Source organism: Pseudomonas sp. TUM25319 (assembly GCF_056388475.1).
On sequence record NZ_CM150751.1, the window covers coordinates 3,652,365 to 3,665,846 of the forward strand.

The window sequence follows — 13,482 nt, forward strand, 5'->3', positions numbered from 1 at the left end:
CGAGCCTTCAGGAGGGCCTACAAGAAAGAAATAGCAAACTGACAGAACTGTAATGTTCGGATCAGGTTGCTGACAGGGCGTCGTGGTTAACGTAGCAGCGAGCTTAACGCTCGTCCCCACTAGTTACAGGGGCTTCTAAACTTCTGAGGATTAACGAAATGAAATCGATCAAAACCCTGTTTGTAGTTGCTGCCCTGAGTGTTTCCAGCCTGGCGATGGCCGAAGGCGGTGCTGATCGCACGTTTGCACGCATGGAACAAGCCCGCCAGGTCTCGCTGGAAGCCTATCAGTTGGCCAAGCAGCAGAACGATGAAGCTCCTGTCGCCGGCAGCCAAGCCAAACAGGCGGAACACGCCAGCTGCTGAGCCCCCTCAACCTTACAGAAATGTAATCACCCGGATGGTTGAGATATGGCAGTTTCATACTGCTTGGTGTCAGGGGGAACTTGCGCAGCACGCAAGGCTTGAAGATCAAATCTCCCGACACTGGAGCAGTCAATGAACCCGAGACCGGATGCATATCACCGGCTCATCTGACGGATTGGACATAACGGCATGCAAAGCAAAACCACAAGACGTACTTTCGTCAAAGGCCTCGCCGCCGCCGGTATTCTCGGCGGCATGGGCATGTGGCGCACGCCGGTCTGGGCGGTGAACAGCCCCGGCCAGCCCAACGTACTGACTGGTAACGAATTCGACCTATTCATCGGTGAAACCCCGGTGAACATCACCGGCGCAGCGCGCACGGCCATGACCATCAACGGCTCGCTCCCTGGGCCGATTCTTCGTTGGCGCGAAGGCGATACCGTCACATTGCGCGTGCGCAACCGCCTCAAGGAGGACACCTCCATCCATTGGCACGGCATCATCCTGCCGGCGAACATGGATGGTGTTCCTGGCCTGAGCTTCCATGGCATCGCCCCTGACGGCATGTATGAGTACAAGTTCAAGGTCAACCAGAACGGTACCTACTGGTATCACAGTCACTCGGGGCTGCAGGAGCAGGTCGGCGTATACGGCGCGCTGGTCATCGATGCCAAGGAGCCCGAGCCCTTCAGTTACGACCGTGATTACGTCGTGTTGCTGAGCGACTGGACGGATGAAAATCCAACGCGGGTACTGGCCAAGCTCAAGAAACAGTCGGACTACTACAACCAGCACAAACGCACCGTTGGTGACTTCATCGATGACGTAAGCGAGATGGGTTGGTCCGCCGCCGTAGCCGATCGCAAGATGTGGGCCGAGATGAAGATGAGCCCGACGGATCTCGCTGACGTCAGTGGCTACACCTACACCTACCTGATGAATGGCCAGGCACCTGATGGCAACTGGACCGGCATATTCAAACCAGGCGAAAAGATCCGCCTGCGGTTCATTAATGCCTCGGCTATGACCTATTTCGATGTGCGCATCCCAGGCCTGAAGATGACTGTGGTTGCGGCCGATGGTCTGCACGTCAAACCGGTCAGCGTCGAAGAGTTCCGTATCGCCGTGGCCGAGACCTACGACGTGATCATCGAACCAGACAGCGAACAGGCCTATACCGTGTTTGCCCAATCCATGGACCGCACTGGCTATGCGCGCGGCACCCTTGCTGTACAGGAGGGGTTGAGTGCACCAGTACCCAGCCCCGACCCGCGTCCGCTGATTGCCATGGGCGACATGGGTATGGATCACGGCAGCATGGGCGGTATGGATCACGGGAACATGGCCGGAATGGACCACGGCAGTATGGCGGGCATGGATCATGGGAGCATGCAGGGTGGCATGGCCGGCATGGATCACAGCCAGATGGCTGGAATGGATCATTCGGGCATGGCTGGCATGGCTGGCATGGCTGGCATGGCTGGCATGGCTGGCAACATGCAGGCACACCCGGCCTCAGAGACCAACAATCCTTTGGTCGACATGCAGACCATGACGCCGACGCACAAGCTGGACGACCCAGGTATCGGCCTGCGTGATAACGGCCGGCGCGTCCTGACTTACTCTGACCTGCGCAGCACCTTCCCTGATCCGGACGGGCGTGAGCCAAGTCGCACCATCGAGCTGCACCTCACCGGGCATATGGAGAAATTCTCCTGGTCCTTCGATGGAATCAAGTTCTCTGACGCCGAGCCTCTGCGCCTCAAGTACGGCGAGCGTGTTCGCATCACGCTGGTCAACGACACCATGATGACTCACCCGATCCATCTTCATGGCATGTGGAGTGATCTGGAGGATGCGAACGGCAATTTCCTGGTGCGTAAACACACCATCGACATGCCGCCAGGTTCCAAGCGCAGCTATCGGGTGACCGCCGATGCGTTGGGACGTTGGGCCTATCACTGCCACCTGTTGCTCCACATGGAAATGGGCATGTTCCGTGAAGTCCGTGTGGATGAGTAAAGGAGATTTCTGATGAGTACTTTTATGAAGCGTAATGCCCTGTTTGGCAGCGCAGCGATGTTCAGTCTTTTGGCTGTTCTGCACGCGCCGACGTCATTGGCAGGTGAGGGGCACAGCGAGCACGAACAACATGCTGCCGAGTCGGCTGCGCCCGACGCCAGTGACAAGCCTGCAGATCAATCGAAAGACAAGGCCGCTGGCCAGCAGATGGATCATGGCGCCATGGATCACGGAGACATGAAGCATGACGGCATGAATCACGAAAACATGATGGATAAGCATGGCGGCACCGAAGCCGAAGCAGGTTCGAACCATGACCACTAGGTTTTCACGTCCATCTCTCTTGGCGCTGGCTGTGTCGCTGAGTGCGTTCAGCGGCGGCGTTACTTTGGCTGCGGAAGAAATGGATCATTCGGCAATGGGGCACGGCACCATGTCGATGGACCATAGCCAGATGAGCCACGGCGCTACCAAAGCGCCGATGGAGGGCATGGATCACAGCAAGATGGACCATGGTGCCATGCAGGGTGCTTCGGGCAGCATGGATCATAGCCAGATGGGCCACGGCCAGAGCCAAGAGAAGGCCCAGGCTATGGATCACAGCAAGATGGGGCATGGCGCCATGCAAGGACAGATGGAGGGCATGGATCATTCAAAGATGAACCATGGCTCCGCTGAAGCCCCGAGAACCACCAGCCGTACGCCGATTCCCGTTCTGACGGATGCTGATCGCCAAGCGGCTTTCCCGCCATTACCTGGCCACAAGGTTCACGACAGCGCCATCAACAGTTTTTTCCTGCTCGATCAGCTCGAATACCAGGACGCAGATGAGGGCAGCACCCTGGCCTGGGATGCGTCGGGCTGGGTAGGCGGTGATATCAACCGGGTCTGGTTCCGCTCCGAAGGCGAGCGTACCAACGGCGTGACCGAGGATGCTGAATTACAGCTGCTGTACGGCCGCTCGATCGGCCCTTGGTGGGATGTCGTCGCGGGCGTTCGCCAGGACTTCAAACCGGAGTCGCCGCAGACTTGGGCCGCCTTCGGTATCCAGGGCATGGCGCTTTACGCCTTTGAGGCCGAAGCCACGGCCTTCGTCGGCGAGAATGGCCAAACTGCTGCCCGACTGGAGGGCGAGTACGACATTCTGCTGACCAACCGGCTGATTCTCCAGCCAACTGCCGAAATGAACTTCTACGGCAAGAACGATCCTGAGCGAGGTGTGGGGTCTGGGTTGGCAAATACCGAGCTCGGCTTGCGTCTGCGTTACGAGATTGTCAGGCAGTTTGCCCCCTATATCGGGGTTTCCTGGAGCCGCTCCTATGGCAACACGGCAGACATGGTGCGCGACGAGGGCGGTGATGTAGACGAGGCGCGTTTTGTCGCCGGTATCCGGATGTGGTTTTGAGAACCTGACATGAAAAGAACAATTAAAACTTTGGTGGCGGCCGGCGTGGTCGGTAGCACAGCTGTCCTGGCCGGCGCCTACTTTGGCGTGGTCAACGTGGGGGCCGACGATCCCCATTTTCCTGCAGTGCATGCGTTTCTCACGATGGCCCGTGACCGCTCTATCGAAGTCCGTTCGCGGGACATCGAGGTTCCCAACCTGGATGATCAAGCTCTTATTCGCGCCGGTGCGGGCAACTACAACTCCATGTGTATCGGCTGTCATTTGGCGCCAGGTGTGGCGGAGACCGAGCTAAGCCAATCGCTTTACCCTGCGCCTCCCAACCTCGCCAAGATCGGTGTCGATGGCAATCCGTCAGCAGCGTTCTGGGTGATCAAGCATGGCATCAAGGCAACGGGTATGCCTGCGTGGGGCAAGAGCATGGGCGATGAGTACATCTGGGGCATGGTTGCCTTCATTGACCAATTGCCGACGATGGATGCCAAGCAATACCAAGCACTCGTCGCATCCAGTGGCGGCCATCAGCATGGTGGTGGGGAAACGCAAATGCACAATCATGAAGGTCAGCACGGCGACAACAAGCCTGGCCATCATGGCAATAGCGGCGGTGGCGAAGACCATCATGGAACAGGTGATGCCGGAGAGCCTGGCCATCACGATGCCGCGGCTACTGATAGCGAGGGTGGCTCCGCACCTGAGGCAGGTCACCATTCGGACATGAGTGGCGATGATCACCATGCCGGGGATGAGGCCGCCCCAAGCGGCGGAGACCATCATTCCGAGCAAACTCCGAATGCCTCGCCCAAGACCCACACCCACGCCGATGGCAAAGAGCACGTGCATGAAAGCTAAATATCTGGCCTTGCTGGCCGCTCTCTCCGTCACAACTGGAGTTCAAGCCGCTGATGCCCTGACGATTGATGTCCATCGTGATGCTAATTGCGGATGTTGCAAGAAGTGGATCTCACACCTCGAAGCGAATGGCTTCAAAGTCGTCGACCATGTCGAAAGCAACATGTCGGCAGTGAAGCAAAGTCTGGGCGTTGCGCCGCGGTTGGCGTCTTGTCACACCGCGGTGATTGACGGCAAGTTCGTCGAAGGTCATGTGCCGGCGGCTCAGGTCATCGAGCTCACCAAGCGCGATGATCTCGTGGGCATCGCTGTTCCCGGGATGCCGGCGGGCTCCCCCGGTATGGAAGTCGATGGCGTACAGCATGCCTACCAGGTCATTGGCTTGACCAAGGCGGGGTCTGATCAGGTCGTTGCAGAATATCCCGCTCAGTAGTACTGCCTGCCAGCACGGCCGCTTGTGTGTAGTGGCCGACTCTTTTTCATACGCCCTTTAACCTAAGTAAAAAAGGCGCCCGAGGGCGCCAAGGGCTGTCTCCAAACCAAAGGAGCACTACGAGGGGACAGCAGGACCAAGGCGCGAGCGGGCAATCAACCCGCCCGCTTGCCAGGGTTAGAGAACTTCCAGCGGGTACTCGACAATCAGGCGGACTTCATCCAGATCCGACTCGTAATCGGTCGCGCGAGTGGTCATTTGGCGAACACGGAAAGACATATCCTTCAGTGATCCAGTCTGCACAACGTACTTGGCCTCGATGTCCCGCTCCCAGCGCTTCTGGTTGGTCAACGGATCGCCGTTGTCATCACGGCGCATATAGACTTCGTTGGCCTTGCTGTAGTCGGCATCCCAGCCCTGGGCATATCGAGTCATGAAGCTCAACCCAGGCACACCGAAAGACTCCATATCCAGGTCGTAGCGCACTTGCCATGACTTCTCCTTCGGCGAGTTGAAGTCGCTGTACTGGATGGAGTTGTCGAGGTAGATGGAGTCCGATTGGCGCAAGTAATCGAAGTCATCATCGCCATTGTTGCGCTGGAGACCCACCAGTACTGTGTGAGCGCCGAATTGGATGCCGACCTTGCCGCTCCAGATGTTGTTATCGAAGCTCCCGAGGAGCTGCTTCCCTTCATCGACCGCCTTGTAGTAGTTCAGCCCGCCGATCAAGGCGACATCGTCCGCAAGCGGGTAGCTCAGCGTGGTGCCCGCGTAATATTGATTCCAGGCATCCTTGAGGCGGCTGGTGTAGAGACTAAAGCCGACGTTGTCATTAAGCGTGTAATCACCACCGAAATAGGCGATCCATGGCGAGTCCACTTCGCCTGCGTAGAAGGTAGCGAAGCCGTCGCGCATGCTGCTGGTATTGGGTTGGCTCATCGAGTGGAGGCGACCGCCTTGAAGCGACAGTCCTTCCACGCTGCTGTTGAGCACGGTGATACCTCGGAAACTCTCCGGTAAAAGCCGCGCATCACCGTATTGGACGACAGGGCTGACAGGAAAGACGTCGCCTACCTTGATCTCGGTATCCATGAACCGAGTTTTCACCGCGCCCCCCAGTTTTGAGTAGTTGTCCTCAGCCTGCCCGAGGCTGTTGTAAGGCATCACGTCGACTGAGCCGCCTGCTCCAGAACGGCCGTCGCCGGTGTCAAGCTTGAGCCCTAGCATGGCAAAGGCATCGACACCAAAGCCTATGGTGCCCTCGGTGAAACCAGACTCGAATCTGCCTATCACGCCATGCGCCCACTCTTCCGAATAGCCATTACCCGAGCTGCTGGACTGGCCTTTACGGAAATCGCGGTTGAAGTAGAGATTTCGATTGAGAATGGTCAGGCTGCTGCCTTCGATAAATCCCTAGCCTTTCTCGCCGGCGGCCATCGCAGCTTGCCCGGTACTGACGCTCAGAGTGAGCAGAGAAAGTCCTAACAGGGTTCTGTTATTCATAAATGCTCCTGATGTTATTGGCAGTTGTCATTGTGTGGTCGCATATATGTGCCAAGCGCGCCGGGCATAGCCAGGCACGCCTTGGTCATATTTCCACATGCCAAATAACGTCAGGGTGACTTGGAAATTACATTTCAGTCAGCGCGATGTCATTTATCTAGTTTTGATTACGGCAACCTGTCCCGGCTGCCCGGTATTCAAGAATATTCAGATCGCCATTGGAGTCCTCGTAGGTCATCTGGGCCGGCATCACACCGCAGCTAGAGTCCGTCGGGGTAGTGGCCACGACCCTGGCGATATCGAGTTTCATGCCGTAGCGGTAATGAATAACTTCAGGCGGATTCTTTCCGTTAGCGGCAGCATACTCTTGCATGGCCTGCTCATTGGCCTGAATCATCCGACCATAAACACGATCAGCGCCGCCTTCTGCCAGAGTGGCAGAGGAAACAACCATAGCGGCAAGGGCTGCAATAACTTTGAGGCTTTTCATGTTTAATCACTCCTTCAAAGTGGTGATTAAAATATATCCGCTCAACCTGTCATAAAAATGAAGTCAAAGTTACATCGCCGTAATGCTTCCTGCCGCGTTACCCGGGCGAGTCAGCTTGGCGCGTGGCTTGCCCGGGTTTGTAAAGCTATAGCTCCTGCGGTGCGCGAACCTTCTGTGTACGCTGCCTTCGCATCAGCCAGTACGCGGCCGGCAAAACCAACATGGACATCAGCGGCGCGGTAATCATGCCGCCGACCATGGGCGCGGCGATGCGCTTCATCACTTCAGATCCGGCACCTCCGCCCCAGAGGATTGGCAACAGGCCGGCGATGATCACGGCCACCGTCATCACCTTGGGCCGCACGCGCAGCACTGCGCCTTCACGAATTGCCTCCAGTAGTGCCGGGTCACCGCTGCGCCCGGCATCCATACGTGCATGCCAGGCATTCTTCAGGTACAGCAGCATGATCACCCCAAATTCCGCCGAGACGCCGGCCAAGGCGATAAAGCCGACCCCAGTGGCAACCGACAGGTTGAAGCCGAACCAGTAGAGCAGCCAGATGCCGCCCGATAGGGCGAAGGGCAGGGTTGCCATGATCAGTAGGGCCTCACCGAAGCGGCTGAAGGTCAGGTAAAGCAGCACGAAGATGATCAACAAGGTCGCCGGTACCACCCAGGCCAGCCGTGCATTGGCGCGCTCCAGGAACTCGAACTGACCGGAGTAGGAGACGGTCATGCCAGCATCGAGTTGTACCTGCTCAGCTACGCGTTGCTGCAACTCGCGCACGGTCGATGCCAGGTCGCGCCCACGGACATCGACATAGACCCAACCGGACAGACGCCCGTTCTCGCTGCGCAGCATTGGCGGCCCTTCGGTCAGACTAACCTGGGCGACGGTGCCCAAGGTGATCTGCTGGCCGGCTTGCGTGAGGATCGGCATACGCCGTAGTGCCTGCGGACTGTCTCGCCACTCCTTGGGATAGCGCAGGTTGATCGGGAAGCGGGCCAGTCCTTCAACCGTCTCACCAATATTGCTGCCGCCGATGGCGCCCGATACCACCGCCTGCACATCGGCGATGCTCAGGCCATAGCGCGCCGCGGCCAGTCGATCGATCTGGATGTCCACGTAACGGCCGCCAGTAAGGCGTTCTGCCAAGGCCGAACTCACCCCAGGCACCTCTTTGGCCACGGCCTCGATATCGCGCGTTATGCGCTCGATGTCGACCAAGGAGGTTCCGGACACTTTCACCCCAATGGGGCTCTTGATCCCCGTCGCCAGCATGTCGATGCGGTTGCGGATGGGCGGCACCCAGATATTGGACAGCCCCGGAACTTTTACCGCGCGATCCAGTTCCTCGATCAGCTTTTCGGGTGTCATCCCCGCGCGCCATTGATCGCGTGGTTTGAACTGCACCGTGGTCTCGAACATTTCCAGCGGTGCTGGATCGGTGGCGGTCTCTGCTCGCCCGGCCTTGCCGAATACCCGTGCCACTTCGGGCACCGTGAGGATCATCCGGTTGGTTTGCTGCAGCAGCTGGGTGGCCTTGCTGGCCGGCAAGCCGGGCAGGGCTGATGGCATGTACAACAGGTCGCCCTCGTCCATCGGCGGTAGAAACTCTCCTCCGAGTCTGCTGAGGGGCCAGAGACTGGACAAAAACACTAGCAAGGCCAGCGCTAGGGTCACCTTAGGCCAAGCCAGCACCCACTCCAGCACCGGCCGGTATGCACCGATCAGCCAACGATTCAAGGGGTTCTGTTGTTCGCTGGGGATATGCCCACGAATCCAATAGCCCATCAGCACCGGTACCAAGGTGATCGAGAGGCCAGCAGCGGCAGCCATGGCATAGGTCTTGGTGAATGCCAGCGGGCCAAACAGGCGACCCTCCTGGGCCTCCAGGGTGAAGACCGGGAGGAAAGACAGGGTGATGATCAAAAGGCTGAAGAACAGCGCCGGCCCGACCTCGGCCGCAGCTTCGCCGATCACCCGCCAGTGCGCCTCGCCCTGAAGCGGTTCACCGGGGTGTCGAGCCTTCCAGGCCTCGATGTGCTTGTGCGCGTTCTCGATCATCACCACGGCGGCATCGACCATGGCGCCGATGGCGATTGCGATCCCGCCGAGCGACATGATGTTGGCATTGACGCCCTGGTAGCGCATGACGATGAAGGCCATCAGGATGCCCAGGGGCAGGGTGATGATCGCGACCAGCGACGAGCGCAGGTGCCAGAGGAAGATCAGGCAAACCAGGGCAACCACCGCGAACTCTTCCAGCAGCTTGTAGCTGAGGTTATCGATGGCGCGGTCGATCAATTGCGAACGGTCATAGGTGGTGACCACCTCGACGCCGGCCGGCAAGCTGCCCTTCAGGCTGTCCAGCTTGGTCTTCACCGCGGCGATGGTATCGCGGGCATTCTTTCCGGAGCGCAAGATGACCACGCCACCTACAACTTCACCCTGGCCATCCAGCTCGGCAATGCCACGACGCATCTCTGGCCCCAACTGAATGGTGGCCACCTGACCCAGCAGCACCGGAACTCCGCTGGCCGAAGCCCGCAGCGGCACATTGCGGAAATCCGCCAGGCTCTCTAGATAGCCTGAAGCCCGGACCATGTACTCGCGCTCTGCCAGCTCCAGGATGGCGCCGCCGGTTTCCTGATTGGCGCTCTTCAGCGCCGCTTCGACCTCCTGCTGAGTTACCCCATAAGCCACCAGCTTCTGGGGATCGAGCAGCACTTGGTATTGCTTGACCATGCCGCCGAGGGTGGCCACTTCGGCTACGTTGGGCAGGCCCTTGAGTTCGTACTTAAGGAACCAGTCCTGCAGTGCCCGCAGCTGGGCAAGATCATGCTGGCCGCTGCGGTCGACCAAGGCGTACTGGTAGATCCAGCCCACGCCGGTGGCATCCGGCCCAAGGGTGGTGGTAACACCCTCGGGCAGGCGTTCCTGCGCCTGGTTGAGGTACTCCAGCACCCGCGAGCGTGCCCAGTAGAGGTCGGTATCGTCCTCGAACAGCACATAAACGAAGGAGTCGCCGAAGAACGAGTAGCCGCGCACTGTCTTCGCCCCCGGCACCGAGAGCATGGTGGTGGCCAGCGGGTAGGTCACCTGGTTCTCGACAATCTGCGGTGCCTGCCCGGGGAAGCTTGTGCGGATGATGACCTGGGTGTCGGACAGATCCGGCAGTGCATCCAACGGCGTGTTGCGCAGCGACCAGATGCCCAGGGCGGTGATGAACAGGGTCGCCAGCAGCACCAGAAAGCGATTGCCGATAGACCAGTGGATCAGGCGTGCGATCATGGCTGGTCTCCTTCCTTGCTGAGCTGCTCGATCATCAGGCCGGAGTTTTTCTGGCGGGCGCCGATACGTACGTGATCTCCTGGCTTAAGTCCCACAGCTACTTCTGAGCTGACCAATGGAAAAGCCATGGTCATACCTGGCATATTCAGGCTCTCGAAGGGCCCGTGCTCCAGGGTGACTGACTCCGCGTCCAGAGCACGAATCACACCATGGGCCTCATGTAGTTCCTTCTTATTGTCCTGCTCGGCATGGCTGGCCATGACACCCTGTAGGCTGGCCTCCGAATCGATGAGGAACTGGCCGGAGGTAACGACCGCCTGACCCTCCTCAAGACCGGACAACACCTCCAGACGCCCATCAGCCTCGCGGCCCAAGGTTATTTCCAGGGGGCGGTAGCGCCCATCGCCTTCTACCAGCATCACCAACGCACGCTTCCCGGTGCGAATCACGGCTTCACTCGGCACAAGAAGCGTGGATTGTTCGACGGCACTGTTCAGGCGTACGGCGGCGAACATGCCGGGGCGCAACTTACCGGCAGGGTTGGGTAGCTCGCTGCGTACCGTGAGCGTGCGTGTTTGCGGATCGGCACTCGGCAGCAAGGCTATGACGCGGCCCAGCAGCGGTCGATCAGGAAAGGCCGTCAGGTTGGCGCGGATCTCGTCCCCGACCTGGATACTTCCGGCCATGGCCTCGGGTATCGCCGCATCGAGCCAGACACTGGATAGCCCGTTAATCAACGCCAGATCCTGCCCGGCTTCGACGGTCATCCCGGCGCGTACCTGCAAGGCTTGGAGCTCGCCGCTGATAGGTGTGGTGAGGGTTTGCACCGCCCGTGGTCTGCCGCTGCGGCGGACCTGCTCGATCAACGTTTGAGGCATGCCAAGCAGGCGCAGGCGCTCTTGGGCCGCACTTATCAAGCGAGTGTCAGCGGTACGCAGTACCGCCAGGAACTCCAACTGCGCGGCGGACCATTCGGGAATCAGCAGGTCGACCAGGGGGGCTCCGGCAGGCAGCACATCGCCCGGGGCGCGACCGTAAACCCGCTCGACGAATCCGCCGGCGCGGGCCTGGAGGTTCGCCACTTCTCGCTGGTTATAGGCCAGGGAACCCACCGCCTCGATATCCGAGGGCAGTACACCTCGGATCACCATCGAGGTTCGCATTCCGAGGTTCTGCACGGCTTGAGCGGGGATGCTCAGGACAGACGGATCCTGCTCGGATCCTGCGTATTTAGGGACAAGTTCCATATCCATGAAAGGTGACTTGCCCGGCTTATCGAAGCGCTGCTCAGGCTGCATCGGGTCGTACCAATAGAGCACCTTGCGCTCGTCCGTCGGTGCGGAGCTAGGCAGGATCTCGTGTTTGGCTTGCCGCTGGGCCAGCCAGTAGCCACCGCCCGCCGCGCCAATGCCCACGGCCAGCAAGGCGACCGCAAAACCAAATGCCGATATCTTCATTTCAGTCCCTCCACATAGGCGTAGTACAGGCTTGCGGAGAGCTGGCTCAGCTTGCGCTGCTGTTCAATCTGCCGTAGCTGAGCCTCGATCAGGTCGCGCTGGGCGGTGAGGACGGATGTCAGCTGGCTGTTGCCGGCCTGGTAAGCGGCAAGTTCGAGATCGGCACGTTTGCTTGCAAGCGGGATCAAGGTTTTTTCGGTGCGTGACAAGGTCCTGCGCAGTTGCTCAAGCTCGGCAATACCGCCTTCCAGCTCAGCCTGATGGGCGCGCAGTAATGCTTCCTGCTCGGCTTCCATCTGCGACACGCTTTGTTGTCTGGCGTTGATCTTGGGCCCCTGACGTGTGCCTACGAACAACGGCAGGTCGAAGGTAAATTGCACCATCACCATATCGCCGAACTGGTTGTCGCGATTGTTGTAGGCAAACTCAACACCCCAGTCGGGGGTCTTCTCGGCGATGGCCTCGTTCAGCTCGGCGCTAGCCTCGCCGACTCGGGCGGAGGCAGCGCGCAACTCAGGGTGTGAGGCAATGCGTTGCTGCAGGTGCGGTGCCACCAGGTTCAGACTGGGAACACCTCCTTGCAAAGGCTGGTCAGCCTCGTTGCCTATCCAGCGGCGCAGCTTGGCACGAGCTACTGCCACATCGCGATTCAGTTCATCTCGCCGATCTTGTAACGCCAAAGCTTCCTGGTCGGCCTGCAACAGCTCGCCAGGCTGAGCACTACCGCCGGCAATCAGCGATTGCACGGTCGAGCGGAGCATCTCGATCTGACGGTCCAGTTGATCGAAGAGGCCAACACTGCGTTCGGCGTAGTACACATCCAGCCAGCTCACTGCCGTCTGGCGCTTGATTTCCAACTGCATGGCACGCTGTTCGGCCTCGGCCCGCGTCATGGAGGCTTCGGCCAGTTGGCGACGGGCCAGACGCTTGTCGCCGTTTGGTACCTCCTGCATGAGTCCAATGCGGCGCATGGTCATGGAGTCACGATTAAGTGTGTAACGGTCAGGGCCTTCGATCGGCAGGTTGTCGATGCCTATAATCAGCTTGGGATCGGGCAAGGCGTCTGCGGGCCCTACAGCCTGCTGTGCCGATGCCACCTGCGCCTGGCGCGCGAGGTTCTCAGGGGCACTCTGTTCGGCCAGAGCTTGGGCTCGTTCGAAGGTTAGGGGCTGTGCCTGCGCGGCAAGCCAGGGAGCTGCCCAGAATGCGGCAGCCAACACGCCGAGATAGCCACGGCGTGGAAAAAGGAAAGCGGACATGCTTTCGCCTCCAATGCGATTGATCGAGGTCGCAGCTACGAAACGTGGTCGCGACGATGCGCCTGACTGTAAGGCGCGGGATGATCACGGCATTAGACGAAACGAGGAGGGCGCCAGAGTCCTGCGGGCTCTCGCTTAATCACCGACTGGGTCAGCAATATCTCGGGGCGTGAGGGGAGAGGGGATATGCTCTTGATCACGGTGGTCTGGAGAAGTCCTCCGGTCTTGCATTCCTGGCCGGATTTGCAGGGGGACTTATTGGCCACCCCATCAGACGTGTCCATTTGCTCGCAGCACGGAGCATCGACCATTGCATGGCCCTGATGATCGGCGCTCTGCATCGGGCAAGGTTGTGCCGGCATGCTGAAAGCCACACCGCCGAAGGTCGGCAGCACGAGGCT

10 protein-coding genes and 1 pseudogene are annotated in these 13,482 nt (G+C 59.4%); 6 read left to right on the forward strand and 5 right to left on the reverse strand.

Annotated elements, in window-relative coordinates; all coding sequences use genetic code 11:
• The first annotated feature begins 158 nt into the window (after window positions 1-158).
• From AC05QJ_RS17070 to AC05QJ_RS17095, 6 genes are all read left to right on the forward strand, one after another.
• Window positions 159-365, forward strand: coding sequence for a co-regulatory protein PtrA N-terminal domain-containing protein (locus AC05QJ_RS17070; RefSeq protein WP_004374659.1), 207 nt, complete (start codon window positions 159-161; stop codon window positions 363-365).
• Window positions 366-554: 189 nt separating this feature from the next.
• Window positions 555-2,387 carry a copper resistance system multicopper oxidase gene (locus AC05QJ_RS17075; RefSeq protein WP_476742482.1) on the forward strand — a complete coding sequence of 611 codons (1,833 nt, stop codon included), beginning with the start codon at window positions 555-557 and terminating at the stop codon, window positions 2,385-2,387.
• A gap of 12 nt (window positions 2,388-2,399) precedes the next feature.
• Window positions 2,400-2,711 carry a hypothetical protein gene (locus AC05QJ_RS17080; protein WP_004374653.1) on the forward strand — a complete coding sequence of 104 codons (312 nt, stop codon included), beginning with the start codon at window positions 2,400-2,402 and terminating at the stop codon, window positions 2,709-2,711.
• A complete protein-coding gene (locus AC05QJ_RS17085; RefSeq protein WP_004374649.1) occupies window positions 2,701-3,792 on the forward strand; it encodes a copper resistance protein B in 1,092 nt (363 codons plus the stop codon). The genes AC05QJ_RS17080 and AC05QJ_RS17085 overlap by 11 nt, the downstream gene beginning before the upstream one ends.
• A gap of 9 nt (window positions 3,793-3,801) precedes the next feature.
• Window positions 3,802-4,644 carry a c-type cytochrome gene (locus AC05QJ_RS17090; RefSeq protein WP_330074752.1) on the forward strand — a complete coding sequence of 281 codons (843 nt, stop codon included), beginning with the start codon at window positions 3,802-3,804 and terminating at the stop codon, window positions 4,642-4,644.
• A complete protein-coding gene (locus AC05QJ_RS17095) occupies window positions 4,634-5,077 on the forward strand; it encodes a DUF411 domain-containing protein (protein ID WP_004574337.1) in 444 nt (147 codons plus the stop codon). Before AC05QJ_RS17090 ends, AC05QJ_RS17095 begins: the two co-directional genes overlap by 11 nt.
• Window positions 5,078-5,254: 177 nt before the next feature.
• On the opposite strand, the pseudogene AC05QJ_RS17100 reads toward AC05QJ_RS17095, so the two are convergent.
• The 5 genes and pseudogenes from AC05QJ_RS17100 to AC05QJ_RS17120 all read right to left on the reverse strand — a co-directional run bounded on the left by AC05QJ_RS17100 (window position 5,255) and on the right by AC05QJ_RS17120 (window position 13,081).
• Window positions 5,255-6,580 (reverse strand): annotated as a pseudogene (locus tag AC05QJ_RS17100) (OprD family porin).
• A 157-nt stretch (window positions 6,581-6,737) separates the two neighbouring features.
• On the reverse strand, window positions 6,738-7,070 hold the full coding sequence (locus tag AC05QJ_RS17105) for a DUF2790 domain-containing protein (protein ID WP_004574339.1): 333 nt from the start codon (window positions 7,068-7,070) through the stop codon (window positions 6,738-6,740).
• A gap of 145 nt (window positions 7,071-7,215) precedes the next feature.
• Window positions 7,216-10,365, reverse strand: a complete 3,150-nt coding sequence (locus AC05QJ_RS17110; RefSeq protein ID WP_004374632.1) for an efflux RND transporter permease subunit — start codon at window positions 10,363-10,365, stop codon at window positions 7,216-7,218.
• Window positions 10,362-11,822 carry an efflux RND transporter periplasmic adaptor subunit gene (locus AC05QJ_RS17115; protein WP_004374629.1) on the reverse strand — a complete coding sequence of 487 codons (1,461 nt, stop codon included), beginning with the start codon at window positions 11,820-11,822 and terminating at the stop codon, window positions 10,362-10,364. Before AC05QJ_RS17115 ends, AC05QJ_RS17110 begins: the two co-directional genes overlap by 4 nt.
• A complete protein-coding gene (locus tag AC05QJ_RS17120; RefSeq protein ID WP_004374627.1) occupies window positions 11,819-13,081 on the reverse strand; it encodes a TolC family protein in 1,263 nt (420 codons plus the stop codon). Before AC05QJ_RS17120 ends, AC05QJ_RS17115 begins: the two co-directional genes overlap by 4 nt.
• Window positions 13,082-13,482 lie beyond the last annotated feature (401 nt).